This is a genomic window from Sphingobium sp. B8D3A, assembly GCF_025961995.1.
Lineage (GTDB): Bacteria > Pseudomonadota > Alphaproteobacteria > Sphingomonadales > Sphingomonadaceae > Sphingobium.
Genome location: NZ_JAOQOS010000001.1, coordinates 2,679,585 through 2,701,309 on the forward strand (window position 1 = coordinate 2,679,585; position 21,725 = coordinate 2,701,309).

General features: G+C 59.2%; 18 protein-coding genes and 2 tRNA genes. 6 read left to right on the forward strand and 14 right to left on the reverse strand.

Going from position 1 to position 21,725, the window contains the following annotated elements; translation table 11 throughout:
• The first annotated feature begins 13 nt into the window (after nt 1–13).
• From M2342_RS12410 to M2342_RS12425, 4 genes are all read left to right on the forward strand, one after another.
• Nucleotides 14–262, forward strand: coding sequence for a hypothetical protein (locus M2342_RS12410; protein ID WP_181559167.1), 249 nt, complete (start codon nt 14–16; stop codon nt 260–262).
• Nucleotides 263–265: 3 nt separating this feature from the next.
• A complete protein-coding gene (locus M2342_RS12415) occupies nt 266–601 on the forward strand; it encodes a cell division protein ZapA (protein WP_181559166.1) in 336 nt (111 codons plus the stop codon).
• A gap of 200 nt (nt 602–801) precedes the next feature.
• Nucleotides 802–1,380 (forward strand): 5-formyltetrahydrofolate cyclo-ligase, encoded by a 579-nt coding sequence (locus M2342_RS12420; protein WP_264579319.1) that lies wholly within the window; start codon nt 802–804, stop codon nt 1,378–1,380.
• Entirely contained in the window at nt 1,377–1,598 is a 222-nt protein-coding gene (locus tag M2342_RS12425) for a DUF2842 domain-containing protein (RefSeq protein WP_264569843.1), read from the forward strand. Before M2342_RS12420 ends, M2342_RS12425 begins: the two co-directional genes overlap by 4 nt.
• A 91-nt stretch (nt 1,599–1,689) precedes the next feature.
• Here the strand turns inward: M2342_RS12425 and M2342_RS12430 are convergent.
• The 3 genes from M2342_RS12430 to thyA form a co-directional block, all read right to left on the reverse strand.
• Nucleotides 1,690–1,766, reverse strand: a tRNA-Asp gene (locus tag M2342_RS12430).
• Between the two features lie 61 nt (nt 1,767–1,827).
• Entirely contained in the window at nt 1,828–2,919 is a 1,092-nt protein-coding gene (locus tag M2342_RS12435; protein WP_181561361.1) for an AI-2E family transporter, read from the reverse strand.
• A 107-nt stretch (nt 2,920–3,026) separates the two neighbouring features.
• Nucleotides 3,027–4,007 (reverse strand): thymidylate synthase, encoded by a 981-nt coding sequence (thyA, locus tag M2342_RS12440; RefSeq protein WP_264579320.1) that lies wholly within the window; start codon nt 4,005–4,007, stop codon nt 3,027–3,029.
• 194 nt (nt 4,008–4,201) lie between these two features.
• Here thyA and M2342_RS12445 point away from each other — a divergent pair.
• A tRNA-Pro gene (locus tag M2342_RS12445) sits at nt 4,202–4,278 on the forward strand.
• An 88-nt stretch (nt 4,279–4,366) separates the two neighbouring features.
• Here the strand turns inward: M2342_RS12445 and M2342_RS12450 are convergent.
• The 4 genes from M2342_RS12450 to M2342_RS12465 form a co-directional block, all read right to left on the reverse strand.
• Nucleotides 4,367–5,362, reverse strand: a complete 996-nt coding sequence (locus M2342_RS12450) for a tyrosine-type recombinase/integrase (protein WP_264579321.1) — start codon at nt 5,360–5,362, stop codon at nt 4,367–4,369.
• Nucleotides 5,363–5,791: 429 nt separating this feature from the next.
• Nucleotides 5,792–7,252, reverse strand: coding sequence for an AAA family ATPase (locus M2342_RS12455; RefSeq protein ID WP_264579322.1), 1,461 nt, complete (start codon nt 7,250–7,252; stop codon nt 5,792–5,794).
• Nucleotides 7,253–7,531: 279 nt separating this feature from the next.
• On the reverse strand, nt 7,532–10,486 hold the full coding sequence (locus M2342_RS12460; protein ID WP_264579323.1) for a MobA/MobL family protein: 2,955 nt from the start codon (nt 10,484–10,486) through the stop codon (nt 7,532–7,534).
• Nucleotides 10,487–11,138: 652 nt separating this feature from the next.
• On the reverse strand, nt 11,139–14,333 hold the full coding sequence (locus M2342_RS12465; protein WP_264579324.1) for a hypothetical protein: 3,195 nt from the start codon (nt 14,331–14,333) through the stop codon (nt 11,139–11,141).
• Between the two features lie 88 nt (nt 14,334–14,421).
• Between M2342_RS12465 and M2342_RS12470 the strand changes: the two genes are divergently transcribed.
• Nucleotides 14,422–15,548 (forward strand): IS3 family transposase gene (locus M2342_RS12470; protein WP_264579325.1). Its coding sequence is split into 2 segments (ribosomal slippage): nt 14,422–14,653 and nt 14,653–15,548, totalling 1,128 coding nucleotides; the frame shifts between segments, so codons are not numbered across the junction.
• A gap of 26 nt (nt 15,549–15,574) precedes the next feature.
• Here the strand turns inward: M2342_RS12470 and M2342_RS12475 are convergent.
• The 7 genes from M2342_RS12475 to M2342_RS12505 all read right to left on the reverse strand — a co-directional run bounded on the left by M2342_RS12475 (nt 15,575) and on the right by M2342_RS12505 (nt 21,334).
• The gene (locus M2342_RS12475) at nt 15,575–16,318 is read right to left on the reverse strand and encodes a hypothetical protein (RefSeq protein ID WP_264579326.1); all 744 of its coding nucleotides are present in this window, start codon (nt 16,316–16,318) and stop codon (nt 15,575–15,577) included.
• 546 nt (nt 16,319–16,864) lie between these two features.
• A protein-coding gene (locus M2342_RS12480; protein ID WP_264579327.1) for an IS3 family transposase occupies nt 16,865–18,012 on the reverse strand; the annotation gives its coding sequence in 2 pieces (ribosomal slippage) (nt 16,865–17,751 and nt 17,751–18,012; 1,149 coding nt in all).
• 701 nt (nt 18,013–18,713) lie between these two features.
• Nucleotides 18,714–19,211, reverse strand: coding sequence for a hypothetical protein (locus M2342_RS12485; RefSeq protein ID WP_264579328.1), 498 nt, complete (start codon nt 19,209–19,211; stop codon nt 18,714–18,716).
• Nucleotides 19,198–19,506 carry a hypothetical protein gene (locus tag M2342_RS12490; protein WP_264579329.1) on the reverse strand — a complete coding sequence of 103 codons (309 nt, stop codon included), beginning with the start codon at nt 19,504–19,506 and terminating at the stop codon, nt 19,198–19,200. Before M2342_RS12490 ends, M2342_RS12485 begins: the two co-directional genes overlap by 14 nt.
• Nucleotides 19,507–19,560: 54 nt before the next feature.
• Nucleotides 19,561–20,175, reverse strand: coding sequence for a hypothetical protein (locus M2342_RS12495; protein WP_264579330.1), 615 nt, complete (start codon nt 20,173–20,175; stop codon nt 19,561–19,563).
• A 3-nt stretch (nt 20,176–20,178) separates the two neighbouring features.
• Nucleotides 20,179–20,706, reverse strand: a complete 528-nt coding sequence (locus M2342_RS12500) for a hypothetical protein (RefSeq protein ID WP_264579331.1) — start codon at nt 20,704–20,706, stop codon at nt 20,179–20,181.
• Nucleotides 20,707–20,830: 124 nt separating this feature from the next.
• A complete protein-coding gene (locus M2342_RS12505) occupies nt 20,831–21,334 on the reverse strand; it encodes a hypothetical protein (RefSeq protein ID WP_264579332.1) in 504 nt (167 codons plus the stop codon).
• Nucleotides 21,335–21,725 lie beyond the last annotated feature (391 nt).

Consider the following 21,725-nt stretch of genomic DNA (forward strand, 5'->3'; position numbering starts at 1 on the left):
TAAGGGTTCGCTCATGGCAAGCAAGGCGATGATGCAGGCGATCGAGCGGCTGGAACGCGCCGTGACGCGCGCCGAGGGACTGGCGCGGGAACTGACCGAAGCGCGTGCGCAGGAAATCGAGGCGCAGCTCGCCGCTGGCAGCATCGAGGATGATGGCCCGCCGGTGGATATCGACCCCTTCTCACGCGACAAGGCGATCGCAGCGTTGAAATCGCTCGATGCGCTCATTGGCGATCTTCAAAAGGCCAGGAGCGAAGCCTGATCTATGGCAGAAGTACGAATCATGGTCGGCGGTCGGCAATATGCGGTGCATTGCCGGGATGGCGAGGAAGCGCGCCTGCACGAGCTGGCCGCATTGATGTCCGAGCGGGTCCAGCAGGTCAGCAGCGGCAGTCCCGGGCTGACCGAGGTGCGGCAACTGCTGTTCGCGGGCCTGCTGCTGGCCGATTCCCTCACCGACAAGGCGCCCGCCCCGGCAGCCGCGCCACCACCGCCCGCCGAGCCGGAGGACGAATCCGCAACGCTGGAGGCGCTCGATGCGCTGGCTCAGCGGATCGAAGCCTTGGGCGACAGCCTTGCAGCCCAGCTGTCCAACGCCTAAGTAAGGCGGGACGGGTACTGCCCGGTGCGCGCATTAGCGAACATCCCTGAGGCGATAATCACATCCAAGGGGGCTGTCCCTGGCCGGACCCAGGTCCGAACTACATGGTCCCCACCTGACGTTGAGGCGTCAGAGGATTTTCCGGCAAACGGCCACGGCGGTCCCGTCACCCCGCCGGCATCTCGGACAGGACCCAAAGAATGACCGATACTGATCGCGCCAAGCTGCGCTCCTCTTTGCTCGCCCGGCGCTCAGCCTTTGTCGCTGGCCTGCCGCCTTCGGTGCGCACGCTGGCCTTCCGGGTTCTCCCTTCCCGCGTGCTTGCCCGCACGCCGCCCGGCTCGCGCGTCGCCATCTATCGGGCCATGGGCTCTGAAGCGCCCACCGAAGCGCTGATCGACTTCCTCCACGAGCGCGGCTTCAAGCTGTGCCTGCCCCGGCTCGGCAAGACCACGGCCGAGGACATGGAATTTGCCGACTGGTCGCCGGACGACATATTGGTGCCGGGCCAGCTCCGCATCCCCCAGCCCGCCCCGCAGGCCGCCACAGTCACGCCGGACGTGGTGCTGACGCCGCTCGTCGGGTTCGATCCCTCGCTCAATCGCATCGGCCATGGTGCGGGCTATTATGACCGCGCTTTCGCCAAGCTGCCCAACGCGCTGCGAATCGGCATGGCGTGGAGCTGCCAGATGGTCGATGCGCTGCCCATTCAGCCGTGGGACGTGCCCTTGCACATGCTGTTCACCGAGCAGAGCGTCATCGAGGGAGAGGCCGCGTGAACGACGCGCCGCAACCGAGCTGGCGCAAGCCGGCGGGCATGTTCGCTATCCTCGGCATCATCGCCGTCTGGGCCGCCATCATCGGCTCCTTTTCGGAGCAGATCGCGCGCTGGCCCGGCGCCCTTCAACTCGTCTTCTATGTGATCGTGGGGATCATCTGGATCTTCCCGACCCGGCCCATCCTGGTGTGGATGGAGACAGGCCGCTGGCGCGCCTGAGTGCCAGTTCCAAATCCATTTTCCAGGGGCTTGTCCCGCTCCGTTCAGGAGGGGGAAGCCAGCGCGATGCCATTCTCTTCATTGAAGAAAATGGCGCGAGTGACGGGGCTCGAACCCGCGACCTCCGGCGTGACAGGCCGGCACTCTAACCAACTGAGCTACACCCGCGCTTGGCTGAGGAGGGCGCAGGTATAAGAGGGCGCCGGCCCTGTCAACACGCTTCGCGCGATCAATTGCGATATTCTTCCTGCGGGTCCGATGGCACGCTGGTGAGCGTTCCGGACTCGAACAGGAAACCGGCGATATCCGGCTTACCGGCTGCCGCGAGCACCGTCTGGATGATGATCAGCAGCGGCACCGCCAGCAGCGCGCCTGCCGTGCCCCACACCCACGTCCAGAAGCTCAGCGAGACGAGAATCATCAGCGGACTGAGCTTCAGGCGCTCGCCGAGCACCAGCGGCGTCACGACATTCGCCTCGATAAGATGCAGCCCGGTCATGATGATCGCCGGCATCAGCGCCCAGCCGACCGTAGAAAAGGTCATCAGCCCGCCCATCGCCAGCAGGATCGCCGCCACGAAGGGGCCGAAATAGGGAATGAAGTTGAGCAGCGCGACGAATCCGCCCCACATGAACGGCGTGGGCATCCCGAACAGGCTGAGCGCGATGGCGACGGTGAAGCCCAGCAGCACATTGATGAGCGCGATGGTGAGCACGTAGCGCGACGTGGCATCGACCACGTTCTGGATCACCCGCGCGATGGTCAGCGCGCCCGAGAAGCTGCCCCGCCCCTGAATCGTCCGCCGGCGCATGCGTGTCCAGCCGGAGAGGAAGAAGAAGATCACCAGCAGCCCGAACACGACATTGATGACGACGCTCGGCGCGGCGGTGGTCAGCATATCCAGCAGCGAGCCTGGGCGCGGCACCTCGCCGGGCACCGTCGGCGCCCTGCGGGTTTCCGTGACGAGCTTGAGCAGGCCGTCGATGAAACCCTGCGCCTCGGTATAGAGGCGGATGACCGGCTCCAGCGTCGTCTTGATCTGGCCGATCCGCTCGGGAAGCTGGGCAATCCAGTCGACCGCCGGCACCACGATGAGCACCAGCGCGGCATTCACAGCGAACAGGAAGGACACGAGCGCGATCAGCGCGGCCAGCGGCGACGGGATTCGCCGCCGCTCGAGCCACTCGAGGAAGGGCACGAGGCAAATTGCGATCACCAGCGCGACCGTGAGGGGAAGAAAGAAAGCACCGCCGGCGCGAAGCACGAACGGCAGGGCCAGCAACACGCCCAGCCCCGCGAACAACGCGATCGAGGCAACCAGCCGGTTGCGCTCCCAGGTACTGCGGTCAAAGCGCTCGGCGGAGGGCTGATCGCCCGCGCCTTGCTCTGTGGCCAGATTTTGCTCGTCCAGCGGCACCGACAAGCCCCTTAAACCGCGACCGGGGCAGCGATACCACGTTGCGGCGCATAGTCCTCAACCACGAAGTCCTCGATGCGATGCGCGAAGATGGTGTCCGGTCTGCGCAGGATTTTCAGCTTGGGCGAGCCGGACGGCGTCCGGGAAAGCTGCTCTTCGACCAGATCGGCGTGATTGAGATAGAGATGGACGTCTCCGCCCTGCCAGACGATCTCGCCGGCCTCCAGATCGCAGTGCAGCGCCAGCATCCGCGTCAGCAGGGCCAGCCCGAAGATGTTGAAGGAAAAGCCAAGGCCCAGATCGCAACTGCGCTGGAACAAAAGCCCGTTGAGGCGCCCGTTCGCGACATGGAACTGGTAGGTCATATGGCAGGGCGGCAAGGCCATGCCCTCCAGTTCGTCGACATTCCAGCCGGTAAAGAGCAGCCTGCGCGAGCCGGGATTGTTGCGGATGGCATCGACCAGCGTCGCGATCTGGTTGTGCCCGGTCGCCGCGCGGCGGTACAGCCCCGCCCCGGCCTCCGGCGCCGGCTCATAATGCGGCCAGTTGACCCACTGCCGGCCATAGACGGGACCAAGGTCGCCCCAAAGCTGCGCGAAGCCATCGTCGGCCAGAATGCGCGCCTCGAAATCCTCCATGGAGATCATGTCGCCGGTTTCGCGCCGGTAGCGATCCAGCGGCCAATCGGTCCAGATATGGACCCCCTGCGCCACCAGAGGGCGGATGCTGGTGTCCCCCGAGAGAAACCACAGCATCTCCCGCGCCGCGACCTTCCAGTAGACGCGCTTGGTCGTCAGCAGAGGCACGGCGTCATCGGCGAGCGAGAATCGCATGGTCGCCCCGAAAATCGACCGCGTGCCCACGCCGGTGCGGTCCACCCGTTCATCGCCCGCATTCCAAATATGCCGCATCAGATCGAGATATTGCTGCTCATAATGCGGCGAAGCGCTCGTTGGCGGCGCAGACTCGGCGAGGGAGGCAGATGAAAGCATGGATCGAGCTTAACCGCGCCGCCGCGCGAGCGCCAGCACATGCCATCTGCCGCCCTGATAAGCGCGACCAAACGATCCCGCAGCCAAGGGTTACCGCGCTGTTTGACGATTTCTCGATGCAGCGCTTGCCAGCACGCAAACCCCTGACTATAGGGCAGCGCCTGTCTTGCCGGCGCTTCAAGCGTCGGCCCGGTCGGGGAGTAGCTCAGCCTGGTAGAGCACTGTCTTCGGGAGGCAGGGGCCGGAGGTTCGAATCCTCTCTCCCCGACCAAATTCTCCAACAGTTAGCGACGGATTTCTGCCATTTTTGGAAGAGATGACCGTCAAGTACGACAGGGGTTGGAAGTTCAGTTTGAACCTCACTCGTGTTTTCTGGGTCGGCGTTGGACTGAATTAGCGGCTTTCTTGAGATGTCCGGGAGAATAGCGAGCATAGTGTTTTTGCGTTGTACGGTCGTCGTCATGCCCCATGAACTGCGCAAGTTCAGCCATCGACGTTCCGGCTTCGGCTGCCCAGACTGCTCCGGTATGTCGTAGCATGTAGGGGGTCACCCGAAAGCCGCAGCGCGAGCTCGCGGCTTGAAAGGCCTTCTTGATGTTTTCGATCCGTTGGCCACCCCGCTCGATTACATGTTGGGTCTGGCGCGCGGCGTACGCGTCGATAAGCACTTCAAAGAGAGCATCGTTGATCGCGACGATCGGACGGAACTTAATAGTCTGCCGGCGACCAGAAGGATTGAGATCGATCTGACGTAGATCAAAGTCGACCTGCTCCCACGTAAGGTCCAGCAGCGCTGTAGGCCGAGCCATCGTATACAGCCCCAGCAAGACATATAGCCGCGCATGCGGCGCTCGCACCGCCTCGAAGAACGCCTCGAACTGGGCGTGGCTGAGGTGCCGGATCTGCCGCTCTGGCTTAGGCGGCAGCCACACCTTTGGCTTTTCGGTATAGCTGGCCTTTCCTTTGGCCCATTCCAAAGCGGTCGACAGCAATTGCAGTTCATAACGAGAGGTGGCATCGCTCACAGCGCGCGCTTTGTGATAACCCTCGCACATCTTGTCATCAATGCGGCTTGGATCGACATTATCCCAATATGATCTCATGGCCTTCCACGCATCTCGGCGACGCTGAAGTGAAGGGGGAGCTGTCTCCGCTAACTTGTCAATGTAGCCGATTACAATCCGCCCCACCGTCCATGGGGCGCTATCGGCTTCCTGCCATAGCTGGCGCGCTTCTGCCTCTGCGCTTAAACGGTCCGTTGAATACAGCCTGCGGCGATGGCGCTGATCGCCCTCGTACCATACCATGGCAAAGGCACCGCGAAAGCGTTGCACGCTGTAGGATGTCAGCGACACTCGAACCTCGCCACTTCAACTGCGGGGACACGGATGAGTTTGCCGATGCGGAAATGCCCCAGCGCACCGGTCTGGATGAGATTGCGAATTGCCCCTTCAGAGCAGTTCCAGCGCTCAGCAAGGGCCCAAATCGCGAAGGGAGGCTCAGGCGCTGGTGATGGTCTAACCCCGGTCTCGACGGCCGCCCCTACCGACTGAACGCCGACCGATGAGCTTGGGGGCAAAGCTGCATCGACGGTCGTTGTATTAAGGGCCCTTGGCGGGGCGACACCAAGTAACTCTGCTGGCCATATCTTTTCTAGTGGATTCTGCCGAACCTTCGGGGCCATCGGCGCGGTTCTCGGCCGCTTTTTGCGGCAAAGTAACTTGTCGTGAAGACTCAATTTTTCCTCCTGGGAGTGCCTATGCGACACCCCAGGAATCCAATTATTAACTTGGTTGAACGAGCTGCTGCTGCCGCAGCTCTACTTTATCTCCGAGGCCCCCATCTTCTGACGAGGAGCCATCTTGCTCGTCGACCGCAGCGCTACCGCTTTCAAATTCATTCGTCGCGACAGTTGACACTTTACTGAAGCGCGACCGTGCAATCTGCAGGTCGATCACAACGAAACCTTGTTTGCTGTCTCCCAGCGCTCCGAATTCGCGCAATTGATAGAGACACCAAGCTAGACTGAAAGTTGATTTCGAATATTTACCTTCGTGCTCTGGCGAAACATGTTCGAGCGCATCGTTTAAGTTCCGATGGTGATCGAACTGATCTCTCAGATCCTGCCGGGTAAATTTCGAACCCGGAGTACCGTTATTGGATACCCGCGCGACAAGGTCTATGATGACGAGCCAAGTTTGGTTCTCATCCGTGGGTGACAGCCTTTCGGAACGGTCATTCTCACTCTTTGTCTTCGCGATCCGCTCGAATATGTTCGGAAACTGATCGGTGACGTCTCTGAATGCGCCGTTATCTTTCAAGCGGATCAGCGCGCGTGGCCTGAGATCGGCCCCGACCGAGTTGGCCTTTGCCGTCGAGAGGAACAAGACATCTCGCATTTCCAGATGTGGATATCGAACGAGCACCTGTTCGACATTGTCGATCGAGGTTGCGCAACGAAGTTCGATGACCGTACGCGGCGTTGTCGACCACATCGCCGAACCGCGCAGGCGTTCAACGGCTGGCTCATCAACTTTCTTCGCAGCGTCCTTGGGCGTATGCCCGATGATAGCCCAGAACATTTCTTGACGACGAGACATTCGGTTCAAGTGAAACAGAAAGTTCGTCGTCGCTTCGGATTGCGACATCTCGAACCCGGCCATTGAAACGGCCGAGTCAAGAATGACGCCCACGAAACGATCTTGCGGACGGTTCGCAGCCTCCGCTTCTGCGTTCGCGTCATCCAAAAACTTTTCGATATGAACAAGTGAACTGGTCGGCTGCCAATCGCCGTCGGCACCACGCTCGAACATTGAAGGATTAAGCTCTGAAAATTCGCTGCGGCTCATTGATAGAAATGGCATCACGTGAATGCGAGCGCAGACCTCCTCAACTTGCTCGCCACTCCAACCATTTTCCTCACCCATTTGCCAAGCGATGCCGCCGATGCGCTTGAACAGATGTTCGCGCAGGTCCTCGGCGGATAGCACCAGTATTTTTCCGGTAGCCCGAACATCCGCGCCGAGCCAGTCTTTGGTTTCAGCAACGCCCTGGGCCGCAATGTGGGCTCCAAGCCAGAGCAAAAGCTGCGTTTTACCCGTGCTGCCGGTACCAAAAAGAACTGTTGCGCCTGTCGCTGGCAGCAATCCTTCGACTGCCCAGTCCATTGCAAATGGGTTTCTGGCAGCATCCCGGGCACTGTATCCACCACGCCTAGCTAAAACGGTCCAGTTCTCGTCGCTCATTCTGATTCTCCTAAGGCTCATGACCGCCTAGGGAGCTTGAGTTAACCGAATGCTAGCCCTGCTATTTTTCCTCATTTCCAGAAATTTTAACTCTTTATAAACGCATCCCTTCCATGAAGGCGGCTTGGGGGTAAGGGGGTAGAGCAAGAGAGAGGGTGCTGTGCTCCCCAGCTCTTGCTCTACCCCTCTCCCCCCATTTTGATGCATCGCCTGATGACGGGCGCGCCGATTGCATTTCTCGCATTCGTTTCCGGACGCCTTCTTTTCGCGTCCTCGACATTATCGCTTCAGACCGTTGCGGAGAGCCAGATAGTAGGCTTGCTCCTCGATCGAATAGCCCTCGAGATCATTTCCAATCTCCACTGAAGGCGCTTGCGCCGGAATGATATCCTCTTTTTTCTCATCGAACTGCAGCGCCCTTAAAGCTGCCACATTCCTCTCACGTGCTTTCCACGTCCGATCTATATCCTCATACGCTGCGTGTAATTCCGGATGAGTTGGCCATTCGCTCACAGCCGCTTTGAATTTTTCGCTGATATGGGTGACGACCCAACGATCACCGTCCCGTTCTAGCGGTCTGCATTTCGACATCCTCAGTTCGTCAATGATCTTACCGCGATCTGACCTTCTCTCGCGTTCCAAAGCAGTAGTCCAACGCTCCTTGCTGGCCACTTGCACTGAAGCCTCAGCCTCAAAACTAAGAACGCTGATACACCAATCCGGCATTGTCGAAGCATCAACGCGATATTCACCGTCGATGAAGTCAACAACGACGCCAGGCTCTGTTAAAATTGCGTGGGCAAAGGCCAAGATTGCTTCCTTTCTAGCGTTATCGCTTTTCGGGTCGTGCACCGCGTAACTAGCAGGTGCACTGGAGACGCTCACCTCGTCAGATAGCTGTCCTGGTGAAAAGGCGGCAGTAGAACGTTCTGGAACAACTGGCTCTTCCGCACGCGACACCGCGATCGGGGAAGCCTTGTGCGGTGAAGTCTCCTGCAGAGGCGGATTTACGAGCTTACCAGGCGAAGCGCTCTGAATATACGCTTCGGCCCGATCAGAAGCGCGATTACCTTCCTGCTTGGGACCAGCCTGCAGTTCGATCTCCGGTTGCTTATATTCGGCAAGCGGTCGGCTTACTGCCTTCCTACGCTTGCTTTGGACCTCCGCAATGCCTTGCAGACGTTTCTGAACCCACACAAAGCTGCGATCGGCCGAGAGAGTTTTGAACTCTTCCCGGCTAATACTTGGCACGCGGAAGAAAGGCGCATTCTCGTCAGGGGCTAGAACGAGCATGTCCTCGGACATAATGCGGCGCAGAATGATGTCGATCTCGTCCCGGGGTGTATCGACGTTTTGTGAAGCTTTTTCGGCGACGGGTTCTTCTCGCCGCTCTTCGCCAGAATGCAACTCAAACGCCCGCGTAACCAAATAATCGGTTTCCTTGAGCACGCTCTCGATAATTCGCCTGGCTTCCTCAACCTGATCTAGGATTGGAGCAATACTGGTCATGCTCTGATCCATTATTTCTCGAATGGTCTCTCCGAAGGCTTCTGCTGCAGCTTTGCGTTCCCGAATAAGATGTTCATTCGCTCGATCGGACCGTGTCCCTTTTCCGGCTTCTAAAGTCTCTAGGAGCCGCGAGCAGGTCGCAATGGTTTTATCCGGACGGGCATAGGCCATCTCAAGTGTGACGCGAAACTCATCCATCTCGAGCTCATGTGCGTCGAGCAGCAAACTTTGTGTTCTAATTTCTTCGGCCTTCGACAAGAGACTGTCGCTCTCCCCGATTAGGTTTTTAGCTGCGAGATGACCGGCAGCGTCCTGTAACCGCTTCAACTGGTTCTTCCTTGCAACACGCCGTTTTTCGTCAGCCTGAAGCGCAGCCCGCAGTTCATTGGTCCACATTATCTCGGCATTTCTTCGTCCCGCAGGCGTTGAAACCCCGGCTGCCTCGAGGGGCGCGGCGTTTCGACCTAGCGGTTCGGTGGGCTCTCGATCGATCCCCATTTCCGAATATTTCCTTGGATCGAACAGGCGACTGATCCCGACCTGCCTAAGCTCCTCGTTACACAGTTCCGCGAAGCGCTCACGCCAACCGTAGATCATAGAGGCCCGGTATTTGCGATAACTACCACCTGAGGGATCTCGCCCAAGTTCCGAGATTTTCGGTTGACGATATGGATAGCGAAAGCGGTCATGCTGGCCTTCCACTTTTTCCCGGATTTCGAAATCCCACATCCCAAGTTCAGGCACGATCGAACAAGGACGATCATAATAGGCCAAGTGCAAGTGGTGATTTCTTTCGTCGTTATATCCATCGGGAGCATGGATAGCGGCCGTGTACATTGCGCCTAGCTCTCCAAAATCATTGCAAAACCTTTTGGTAATCCTGACTCGTGCGGTCGCATCAATGCCAAGCGGGAACTCGGCTGTCAGCCTGAACTGCGTTCTGCCATTGCGGCCCTTCACAACCTTCACGCCTGGCTGTTTTGCGTTCCAGCGATCTCCGCATACCATTTGCATGGTGCGACAAATCCTCCGGCCTTCTGCTGCACCCAATTCGAGGGTAACTTTCGGCTCTTTCGCCTCAATCAAGGGCGCGTGCGCCAGATCCGCCGCGATCTCTCGCACTTTGATCGGCAGCGTCGCCTCTTCAGAGATATCTTTCCAGCTTTCAGCGGAAAGCAGTGCGCCACTAAAAATGAGGCAATCTGGCTTGCCAATGCGCTCATGCTTGTGAACGGCGAGCCAGAACTTTCGACGAACTTCAGGGTCCTCACTAATATTTGAGAAGACCGCCGCCTTCTCCGACTCAATTTCAACGGCAGAATCTCGCTCGGCATAGTTACCAAATTTGGAGGCCGAAATGGTAAGCACTGCGTCTGGACGCGCCACATATCTGTCATGCTTCGCGGCAGCATTTCCCTCCAAAAGTTTATGCCCTCTGGCTGATGTGATCAGTGATCCACCACTCGCAAGCTTGGTGACGGTTTGTTCGGAAAAGTGGAAAGTAACACGTCCTTCTGCAGACATCGGTCGGATGGAAGCAAATGTTCCCGGCACATTAAATGACGGTGCGATCATGAACCTGCCGCCCATTGATGCTTTCTTTTCTTGATCCCGATCATGTGGAAGGCGCACTGTCCAACGCAGGGCTGCTTCTTCCTCAACGGCGAGTGCTCGTCGAAGCTTGGCAGAGCAGTGGCCGATTGGACCCAGAGGACGCAGGCTCATTGAACACTTCCTTTGTGACGTGTTCAATTATTGTGCTTGATTTGTTCTCTCTTCGACAAGCCCACTTTCAGATTTATTTTCACCCTCCCGAAGTTGAATCGACAACGAACGGGCCCATGCGTATGCATGCATAAGATGAAGCTGGCGGACCCTCGCCGCATGTCTTGATTCCGCTGAAAGCGACGCAGCAAAACAGAAGTTGTTCAGTTTTGCTTTATTGCGCCTCACCTTTAATCTTCTGAAATATCCTCGTCAGATCGGGGCGTCAGTGCGCCGATGATCAATCAAGCTTGCAACTAATTGACTGTCCGGAGATCGGGACTGAAAACACATTGATCTCGGGTTGAATGTTTACGATGAGCAGCAGGTACAGCTCAGATTACCCGTCCGATCGGACGGCAGATGATCGTTTCGAAGCGGCCAAAGTTGTTTAAACTTGACGCCCCTCATCCTGCGGATTTTCATGCAGCCTTGCAAAGCGGCGCGTTGCACCGCTGAGGCTAGCCGCCGCGTGTGAAGTGCTGGGCCAGCGTGAACGGACGCACGAACGGCGTGGGGACGTCCTCTACGATGCCGATCAATGGGAAAGTTGGGGTTCCTCTGACGTCAAGAACGCCGTGGGATGGAAGCCAATCTTGCTCCGGGTCGAAAATCATGCAGGCCGCGAAAGATCGAGGACAACGACCTGCACCCGCCCTGCCTTCACGGCTGGGTGAGCGTCGAAAGCTGATTGCAGTTCTGCAGCGGTAGTTGGCTTGGGCCCTCCGTCCCGGCGGGCCGACAGATTGAACCGAGAGCCAAACCAGAAGACAAGAAAGACACCTTGACCTTCCGCCTGCCAATGGCCCGTATAAAGCCGTTCTAGCTGGTGCTCTATAGCGATCCACAGGTCGGGGTGCTGCTGACGTTTGGCTTCGACAGGTAGCCAGAAAGCATCGTGATAAAAGACGATGTCGGCCCGCTTACCTTGCGGCATGTCTGCTTCATCCATCGGGTAAACTGACAGGGGCACGAGATGACCACGCAGCAGGGTCACCGTCAGGTCGCGGCAGTCGTTTTCGCTGCGCGGCTGATCGCCCTGCCAGAACCAGCGGACTTCGTCCTCGGAACTACCGCGCAGCCGGCGGTTCAAGCCCTCTAGCTGGTCGACCACAATCGCGCGCAGGTCGACGACGTTGGCCGGCGGGCCTGCATCGAGCACCGCTTTAATCTGATCGAGAGTGGGAGAAATATAGCCGTCGTCTGCTTGCTTCTGCCGCTGCTCGGCGACGACTGTCCGCAGTGCCCAGGTGTATCCATCCTCAGGAGCATCACGCAATTTGGCGAGCGCAGTTGCGGCCTCGGACGAGACCTCATTGCCGAGACGTGTGATTAGCGCCCGGATATGTTCGGAAGCGTCCCACGGGTTCGTATCGCCAGTTGTGGCGCCCGTCGGATGGCCGGTGACCGGCCATAGCACACGGAAGGTCGCGATTAACCAGGCGAGCTGGTCCACCGATAGGAAAGTCGGCAATCCCTCGCCGTCGTGGTGGTAGCGTCCGCCGCCAGCGCGAGCGCGCAAGTGCCATAGCAGCTCTGGCTCGATTGCAGTGCCGAGCCGCGCCCGCGCGGTGTCGAAGTCGATGATGAGCGCAACAGCGTCCCAATTGCGCCGCCTCTCCTCATTCAATTCCCTCCCCAGTCGGTCGGCGAGCAGCGCGCGCAAAGCACTCCGCCGGTTGGAGCGGATCAGCCGATCGATCATCTCCACCTCAGCTTCGCCGGACATGTCTGGGAATCGGCTCAGCCAATCCTCGGCCAGGTCCGCGCCTAGACCGCCATCATCCCCGCGCATAATTGCCCAAAGCCGATCAACATGCTGTGTGCGGCGGCGCAACTGCGGTTCGACAAATAGCCGGATTACCCGCCTCCACTGCCCACGCCGCCTCAGTTCGGCCTCGAGAAGCGGCCCAAGTTCTTTTAGTCCGGCGTGGTCCCCTATTGCGCCCTGCCAGCACTCGAACACACCCGCCGCCAGTCGCTCACTGCTCAGGCCGTCGAACGGCTGTTCCCTTGTCCGCACCCGCTCTGCAAGTGCCGCGACAATGATATCGCCCGCTGGCCAACGTTTCGATTCGGCATAGCTACGTACCATCTCGACCGCGCGCGGACGCGGCGGCCGGGCTTGAAGGAACGCCTCGAACCCGTCCCGTGACGCCGCCGCGACCTCCGCACCCAGCCACTCGGCTACCCGCTCATGCGCAGGCACCTCGTCGCCCATATCTTGGAAACGCTTGAGATACGCCTGAGCCGGTGCGAGGATCAGCCCGTATTCCCCTGCCGCAACCCCATTGATTTTCCCGAGGAACTCGCGGCGATGCTCCGCGCGCTTGGATGTCCGCTCGACGTCGCGCTGGCGTGCCTGCTCCTCCTGCTTGCGTTCCCAATCGGGTACGGGCCGATCAGCTTTGGCTTCAATCCATGCGAGGTCTTCAGGCCGGCCGCCAGCAAAGCGCATGGCCGCCTCGCGCAACGGGAGTCCTTCCTCCCCCCAGGTCCGACCCAGCTCCAAAACCTCACGCCAGCGCGCGTCGGCCGCGCTCATTGATGCCAGAAGAGCGATAACGTCGCTCTGCGTGGGATACAGGTTGACGGTGTCACGATGGAGCGGCCAAGCTCGTTGCCAGATGTCTTTTGTGGCTTCTTTGTCGAGCAACAAATATCGTTGGATGGCTTGGCGCACTGGGGCATTGTCACTGAGCCATTCAGCTAGCTGCTTGCCCTGTTCGCGCCGGTATGAGCTCTGTTCCTCGAAAGGCTCAAGCCATCGCCATAGCCGGAGCGGATCGACCGAACTGCCGCTTCCGAGCCGCTCTAGTATCAAAGCGTATTGTAGGTCGATCAGATCGTTTTCTTCTCGGCCGGCATGCTCAGGCAGCAGTTCTTCAGAATAATCTGTGAAAAGATCGAGCAGCCCATCGATCCGCGTGAGCGGCACGTGCTTCGCCAGGCGGTAGAAGCCCATCACTGTGTTGCGCTCTGGCTCCGCAGCCAATGGGCAAAGGGTTAAGCCGTCGCGAGCTAAAATGATCTTAACAATCTGATCGTCGCTGAACGTCGTCAGGCCGATGTCATCGAGGAGCTCGTGTGCGAGCCGCAGGGAATCCTCGCGCGCCTGGCAGCGCAGCTGCTCCAGCACGGTGGGCCAATCCTCGCTGCCGACGGATACTAGAGCGCTCGCGGAAGCATGGCGGATACCATAGGGCTCAGCCTCATCAAGCATGAGCTGTCGCAACAGGTCACGAAGTTTTTCCGCCGTGGGTGTGCCATTTAACTGCTGTAGCAGAAGAGCGCGCAGCCCAAATTCCGCTTTCGGATCGCGGACGACGCGCTCCACCTGGGCTATCAGCGCCGGCGTCACTAGGGATGACGCGCGGTATTCGCGCCAATCCATGAAGCGGGGGTTCTCGGTAGCAAGGCGCTCAATCGCAGCAAACAGACGCCGCGCCTGATCAGGCGTCAACGCTTCCGCGTCGCCATATTCAACGACACCCATTGGATCGATATCAATTACCGCATCTGCGAAATGCGCGTCCCGCGCGAGCCACGCATGTAGACCGCGCAGAGACGCCGGCACGAGCCCATGTGACGAGAACTGTTCGCGCAGTCGGCGCCGCTTTAAGGGCGTATCTGCGCGCGCTGCCAGCCATTGGGCGCCGACAAATTCCCCAACACGGCGGTGAGCGTAGGTTAGGCCTTCCGATTTGTCGGCGGAAAACAGCCTAGTGTCGGCGGCCCGCCTGACATTGCCTCGATCGAATGCCTCGACTTCGGCGAGCGGGAGAGCTTTATCGCCCTGATCGACCAATCCACTTGGCTTGTCTACGATACTGGACTTGTAACGGATTTGCGCCGGTCACCTGAGCGATTAGAGCTCGCAACAGGAGACCGACGAGATGATCAAGCATACAGAAGAGTTCAAGCATGAGGCGGTGCGGATTGCGCTGACCAGCGGGTTACCCCGCGACCGGGTTGCATCGGATTTGGGGATCGGGAAGTCGACGCTGGGCAAGTGGGTATCACAGTATCGGCCCAGTGATCTGGTTTCAGCGCCGCAGGCAGATTTGGCACGTGAGAATGAACGCCTTCGCCTTGAGAACCGTGTCCTCCGGGAGGAGAGGGAAGTGCTAAAAAAGGCCACGCAGTTTTTCGCGAGCCAAAGGCCGTGAAGTTTGCGTTCGTGCATAGCTGGCGGCACCGGTGGCCCGTTGAACTGCTCTGCCGTGTCATGCTTGTCAGTGAGCGCGGCTATCGATCCTGGCGCTCGCGACCGATCAGTCGTCGGGAGCGGACGGATATGAAAGTGCTGGCCCATATCCGGGAACAGTACAGCCTGAGCCTTGGCAGCTACGGTCGTCCTCGCATGACGATGGAGTTGAAAGAGGTGGGCCTCGATGTTGGCGAGCGCCGTGTTGGACGACTGATGCGGATCAACGGGATCAGGCCGGTCCGTACACGCAAGCATAAGGTTACGACGGATAGCCACCATCGTCTGGGGGTCGCAGCGAACTGGCTGGACGGTGATTTTGCCGCCGATGCGCCCAACCGTAAATGGGCCGGCGACATCACCTATATCTGGACCTCAGAAGGCTGGCTCTACCTTGCCGTCATCCTGGACCTGCATAGCCGCCGCGTCGTGGGCTGGGCAGTCAGCGACAGGATGAAGAAAGACCTGGCGATCAGGGCGCTGGACATGGCGGTGCGCCTGCGCCAGCCCCCCGAGGGCTGCCTTTTCCATTCAGATCGCGGCAGCCAATATTGCTCCTATGATTATCAGAAGAAGCTGCAGGCCTATGGCCTGCGTCCATCGATGAGTGGCAAAGGTAATTGTTACGACAATGCCTCCGTCGAGACCTTCTTCAAATCCCTGAAGGCCGAACTCATCTGGCGGCAGAGCTGGCCAACGCGGCGTCAGGCCGAAGCGGCCATCTTCCAGTACATAAACGGCTTCTACAACACCCGCCGTCGTCATTCATATCTGGGCGGCATCAGCCCGCTCGCGTTCGAAGCCAAGGTGGCTTAATGAGATAGGTGACCGGCACAAAACCGTTACAAGTCCATACGCCCGTTGCCCGACAAGATGAGGCCGGCGAACGCCGCCCCTGCTGCATCGAGCGTTGCCTCGCGCGGTAGCTCCTCCTTGACCTCGTTACGCTCCTTGCGGAGCGTCTCGATTGCTTGCTCGAATAGCTCTACGGACGTGTCCGGCAGCGCTTCATTAGGCAGGGCCGCAATCAGCTCAAGAGTCTGCGGGTTACCGAGGAAGCTTAGTCCGAAATCCTCAAAATGACCCAGTAAGACTCCAGCCCTGCCTGCGTCACCGGTCAATTCGGTCAGCAGTCGCAACTGCTCGTCCCGAGTGAGCGGTTCAAGGTGCACCTCAAGCGGTGGCGTGTCATATTGCTCTGCGATGGCGCCGGACGCGATCGCAGACCGCCACTCCGCGACGCGGCAGCTTAGCACAAAGGGCGGGTAACCGAGTTGCCCCAGCTTCTGCAGAACTAAGTCGACGGCATCTCCATGACGTTGCGCCGCCACTTCATCTAGTGCGTCAATCACGAGGCGTGTTGCGTTTCCAATCAGTGTTTCCGGCCGCAGCCGGTTGATAAGCGTTGTGGCTCGACAGAAGGCATAATCGTCCTCGCTCCCAAGCGCCTTCAGCAACTCAGTCTTACCCATTCCAGGCTCACCCAGCACGATCACTGGTCCAGAATGCGCTAGTAGGTCGTCCTGCTCCAGCCAGCGTTGGCCGTCCTTGTCGATGTACCAGAAGCGGCGGCGAAGATAGGTCATGCCTGTACATTGCACCAATAAATTTGTCCCACCAACCATCTACTCGCCGTGAGGTAATCTCGCTCCGCATTTCGGTGACGACCGTCAGCAGAATTCAACGGCGCGCCAGCCGCACAGCCGCCGTTTAAGAGTGCAATCGGTGCCTCAATGGCTGCTGGCTGCTTGTCTTTGCTGGGCCCCTACAGATTGGAGACATCAATCCAAAACGTTCACCCCATGCACCAGCTACTGTAAACTGGAGGCAGGTACGAGCCAATACAATAGCCGTGAGTTGGCGGAACAATATTGGCCTCGGCCCTGATTTTGCCGATTACGCTTGGGGCACAAGCAAATAAGAGCGGTATTGTGATGGAGGAAAAGGCGAACGCAACAAGCAAGGTTCCGCCGATAAGGAGATTCTTCTCCGCCGCCACGCCTCGATCGCCGCCGTGATCGATATCTCAACTACAGCGACATGTCCCGGATTGCGCGGCCAGGCTTAGGTGCGCCGCGACCTTAGATACCACGCCAGCCGATTGAGCTGCACCCGGTTTTGCGGACACCAGGTTAGGCTACATTAGCCTGCTTCTCGAAGTCCATGGGGCTGAGATACCCCAAGGTCGAGTGCCTGCGTGTCGGATTGTAGAAGCGCTCGATATAATCGAACACGTCCGCCCGTGCGTGATTGCGCGTACGGTATGTTTTGCGGGCGATTCTTTCGGTCTTTAGCGAGGAGAAGAAGCTCTCCATCGCGGCATTGTCCCAGACGTTGCCCGACCGGCTCATCGAGCAGGTGACGCCGTTCTCGGCCATCAGCCGCTGGAACTGCTCGCTGGTATATTGGCTGCCCTGGTCCGAGTGATGCAGCAGCGCATCCGGCCTACCGCGTCGCCAGATCGCCATGACGAGCGCATCGGTGACGAGTTGCGCCGTCATCGCATCGCTCATCGACCAGCCAACGACGCGGCGTGAGAACAGGTCAATGACGGCGGCGACATAGAGCCAGCCCTGGGCAGTCCAGATATAGGTGAAATCTGCCACCCACTTCTGGTTCGGCGCGTCGGCGGTGAACTGCCGATCGAGCACATTGCCGGCGATCACCGATCGCTGGCCTTCGTCCTTGGGCAGGCCGCGACGCCTTGGCCGAGCCTTGAGACCATGTGCCCGCATCAATCGCTCGACGCGGTGCAGGCCACATGAAAGGCCTTCGGCCAGAAGGTCATGCCAGACACGACGCGCGCCATAGGTGCGATAGCTGGAGATGAAGCTTGCGCGCACCCGGGCGCCGATCTCCTCGTCGCTGCGCGAACGCGCGCTCGGTGCACGCACCAACCAGGCATGAAAGCCGCTGCGCGAGACCCCGAGTGCCTCGCATATCCACGATACCGGCCATATCCCCCGGTGCTTCGCTATGAAGGCAAACCTCATATCGAGTCCTTCGCGAAGTAGGCCGCCGCTTTCTTTAGGATGTCGCGCTCCGCCTTCATCCGAGCCAACTCGCGGCGCAGCCGCTCAATCTCCTGTTGCTCGGGCCTCATATTACCGTGCCCCGGAAAAACCGATCCACAATCACCTTCCGCTTCGCGGACCCACTTGCGCAGCACGTTCACATGCAAGTCCAAATCCCGCGATGCCTGTGCCACCGACACCCCGCGATCTCGCACCAGCTTCACCGCCTCAAGCTTGAACTCACGGCTGAACTTCCGTCGTTGCATTGTTACCCTCCGGTTCCAAAAACACCTTATCTCGGTGTCCACCAAACCGGGTGCAGCTCAGAATGCGCGGATAAGTTTAACGTCCATGTTGCATCTTGAGCCATGTCGCAGCGCAGGGGACAAGTACAATTGTTAGTATGGCGGGATATCCAGACATTCTCTGAGTTGGGCGGAAACTAAACTCCGCCTCTGATGCGAGCGAGCATCTGTTCACAGCAATTTCCTGTGTAAGCGGACTGTCACAAATTCCTTACCCAGGTTCACGTTCTGGCTCCATGAACGAAGGGCGGCTTAGCATGATTCATCTGCAACCGAGCCTTTCCGAACTGTCCGCAATAGCCGTCATTTGCCCGGGCCTGAACGAACGGCGGCTTTCGGAGGTTGCTCGGCAAAAGCAGACTGTTCGAACTGTCCAACTACCCGGCCATTCGCGGAGCGCTTTTGGGCAGCGTGAACGTACGGCGGCTTAGCTGGTCTGACTGCTCGAAGGGGACTTTCCGGATCGTCCCCAGAAGCGGAAATGGTTACCTTGATCGCGGTTGAGCCGCTCATTCCGCCGAACCATGTTCAAGCGTACAGCGCCCTCTATCCACACCCCTGCTGCGGCGAGAGAACAGGCACGTTCCAACATGAAAGTGAAACCCCCTTGGACACATGAAGTCGCGCAAAATCGTCGGAGCTATGCCTCCGCAAATTTACCTCTACCCATAATTTACATGAGTCTGCCCTAGGAACGTGAACACCGCCGCGTCATCCTCGCCGCTCTCTAGCGCACGAAGCCTCTTCCTCACACTATCCGGCACAAGGGCAGACGCGCCAGGTCTAAGCCTGTCCAGTTGGTTCAACCCTTGTGCGACTGTGGCGGAGTCAGCTTCGTCTCGGCTGAGCATCCGCGAAAGCATCCGCCGCAATTCGGACCCGTTGCGAGCAAGCGAAACGTAGAGTGTGACAGTGAGCCCCGCCCCTGTCACATAGCTATCCAGATAAGCGACCCAGATTCTCTGCGGCTGGTTAGACGCCGGACTTTCCTCCAGCTCCCACGAAAAGGCGGTGATCTCCTCTTCTTTGAGGGTTTCACTTGCCAGCATCGCACGTGCCTGATCGACCAGCAGCTGATACTCGTTGATCACCCTTTCCCCTCGACCGGCAAGCGCTCGGACCAAGTGGATGGGTGGCCAGTAGAAATCATCCTTCGTCATCGGGCACCTCCGGTTCTTTCACCTCCGGTTCTTTCGCCTCAGATCCGACAAAGTCGACGGCATTGAGGATGGCCGCAACTAGCGTCCACACGCCTTCGGCCCGGTTGTGATTTTCAAGGGTGAATTCGCGCTCCCAGCCATCGATGCCAATGTCGGGCGCAGGCCCCTGGCTAATCGAGACAGAATATGAACTGACCGATGAGAGACCACTCTCGTTGGCAGCGATGATCTCGCCGACCAGGTAGGCGCGGCTCTCATCGCCCCCAGGCCAAATTTGGGCACTGACTACAAGCATCTTATTATCCTTTCTTAGAATGACCGGGTATGTTCCCCCGCCTTGCGCTTTGACTTAAGCGTCAAGGAACCCGGGCATCCACTGGGCGAGTTCGTCGGCAAGGATCTGCTTGCCCTGGTCGGTTGCGAGCGGCCGCACGAACTCGCAGAAGCCGAAGCTGCACAGCTCCCGTGCTGGCATCATCAGATGGACATGAGGCGGATTGGTCGAGCCGACGAGCACGGGCAGATGCATGGCTGCCACCACTGCCAGATGACGCTGGATGCACAGCCGCTCATAGGCGAATGCACGGACCTGCTCCCAGACCTGATGCAGCGGCCCAGGATAAGGGAATCGCAAGGTCGCCATGACGGCGAGGTCTTTCAGACCAGCGCAGGCCTGCTCTTCGTAGAGATCACAGAGCCGTTTCGGGTCACGACATGCCTCTGGTGCATCGGGCGGCAGCAGCACGTCCCAGCGATAGCAGCTTGGCTGCCAAGGCTCTGAGATGGCGGCCGTCGTTCCAGGACACAGCCGCCGCAAGATTGATTGTCCAACCGTCTGTATCGGACCAACGCCGATCTGTCGGCGCGAGACACCGAAGACCAGTCGGTCAGGGCCGCCTGGCACTGGAACGAAGTCGAGACCGCTCGGGGCCACGCGCTTGGCATGGATATTCTTGTTTGCCACGGCTCAGATGCTCCAACGCGCGAGGTCAGACATCGCGCGATGTGCCGTGTCCAACCCAGCCGAACGTGCTTGCGCGCTTACGAAAGGATGATGGGGGCGCTCGAACAGGCCACCTGCCACCTCGATTGGCAGCAGTGTTGAATCACTCGGGGGCACGAGCCACAACGCATTCTCGCTCATCCAAGGAAGATAGCCGGTGAGCCAGCTATTCTTATGTGTCAGGCGAACATCGAGGCTGGCCCCCTGCCCTGCCTCACAGCGCAGCAACAGCATGTCGCAGGAGAGCAGCTGGCTGATCTGGTCCGCTTCCTCGCGCAGTAGTGGCCTTGCGCAGCTGGTGCCAACGATCACGAGCCGGGCAAGCGGCATGTGGACGCAGCCTGCATCGATAAGGGCTCGGCCAGTAGCTGAGAGATCGACCTGACTATCGATCAGTCTGGCGAGCCCAAAGACCTGGCTCTTCACGACATTGCTGGGGCGTGGCAGTAAGGGCTGACGTTCATCGAAGCACGCCGCTGGTAATAAGTGCATTCTCTATTCCTTCCAGGCTCGCGGGTGGGCCAACCCGCGAAAGCCTTCAGTTTTTCATTTAAACTCCTGACCCACTGGACCTCCCTTCCCGCTTCATCTCTAGTCCAAGTCCGCGCGCGTCATGTCAGGGCAGCAGGCTGTGGGCACTTGCCAATCCGGCCTGCAGCTCGCCGTCAGTGCGCCATGGTGGCGCTGTGGCAACCGGCCCTGTCGGACCCAACCGGAAGACCACAGGTTCGGGCTCATCCATGTCGGGATCGGTCAGCAACCACAGGCCGTGCACCTCATTGAGCCAGAGGCGCAGGCATTTATGTTCGTGGATCCTGCCTCCTGCGCAAAGGCGCAGTTGCGCCCAGAGTGTGGGCTCACCGGCAATCGAGCGGCCCTCGTTGATGACCAACGCGCGACAGCGCAGTTCATTCTGCGCGGTCACAAGGCCGGCAGGCGATCCCTCCACTGACGGCAGAACCAGCAGGTCTGCACGCACAACATAAAAGCAGCGGGTATCGCGGAGACGGATGAGGCTGGGATCTTCCATAAGCGCCCATTCCGTCACAGCGGCAATGGCACGCACGGCGTCGAGCAGCCTCGCTTCTTCAGCGCGGTACAACGCATTCTTATACTTCATGGTTATTTTCCTTCATCGGCTTGTTGCAATCAGCCGACAGTGAAACACCTTGCTGTCATCGCCCTGTGAGCGCTTGCCGCTCGGCTACAGCTCTTCCCGCAATCGAGCGGCGCTCAAAGATGTCAGGCATTTCGCGTCCGGAAGGCGCGGACTGGCGGATTGGTTGGGCTGGCGCCCAGATCCTTGGTTATGATGACCAACCAACATCATGATCTAAACTGGCTCAACGCCCGCTTCCATTCCCGCTCATCAGGCATAGGCAGCACGACGGTGGGCGCGTCCTTTGCGAGATACAATCGTGCTTGCCGGACAGGCCTCCCTTCAGTCGTCAGGCACGGGATGCACCGGAACCGCCTGGCGGCAGCTGACAAACTGTCGTCCCAACCCTTGC

What these genes read in the sequence shown, in the direction of transcription:
- M2342_RS12410 (WP_181559167.1), top strand. Translation starts at nt 14, where the DNA reads ATGGCAAGCAAGGCGATGATGCAGGCGATCGAGCGGCTGGAACGCGCC.
- M2342_RS12475 (WP_264579326.1), bottom strand. Translation starts at nt 16,318, where the DNA reads ATGACCTATCTTCGCCGCCGCTTCTGGTACATCGACAAGGACGGCCAA.
- M2342_RS12485 (WP_264579328.1), bottom strand. Translation starts at nt 19,211, where the DNA reads ATGACGAAGGATGATTTCTACTGGCCACCCATCCACTTGGTCCGAGCG.
- M2342_RS12415 (WP_181559166.1), top strand. Translation starts at nt 266, where the DNA reads ATGGCAGAAGTACGAATCATGGTCGGCGGTCGGCAATATGCGGTGCAT.
- M2342_RS12500 (WP_264579331.1), bottom strand. Translation starts at nt 20,706, where the DNA reads ATGCACTTATTACCAGCGGCGTGCTTCGATGAACGTCAGCCCTTACTG.
- M2342_RS12455 (WP_264579322.1), bottom strand. Translation starts at nt 7,252, where the DNA reads ATGAGCGACGAGAACTGGACCGTTTTAGCTAGGCGTGGTGGATACAGT.
- M2342_RS12490 (WP_264579329.1), bottom strand. Translation starts at nt 19,506, where the DNA reads ATGCTTGTAGTCAGTGCCCAAATTTGGCCTGGGGGCGATGAGAGCCGC.
- M2342_RS12460 (WP_264579323.1), bottom strand. Translation starts at nt 10,486, where the DNA reads ATGAGCCTGCGTCCTCTGGGTCCAATCGGCCACTGCTCTGCCAAGCTT.
- M2342_RS12505 (WP_264579332.1), bottom strand. Translation starts at nt 21,334, where the DNA reads ATGAAGTATAAGAATGCGTTGTACCGCGCTGAAGAAGCGAGGCTGCTC.
- thyA (WP_264579320.1), bottom strand. Translation starts at nt 4,007, where the DNA reads ATGCTTTCATCTGCCTCCCTCGCCGAGTCTGCGCCGCCAACGAGCGCT.
- M2342_RS12420 (WP_264579319.1), top strand. Translation starts at nt 802, where the DNA reads ATGACCGATACTGATCGCGCCAAGCTGCGCTCCTCTTTGCTCGCCCGG.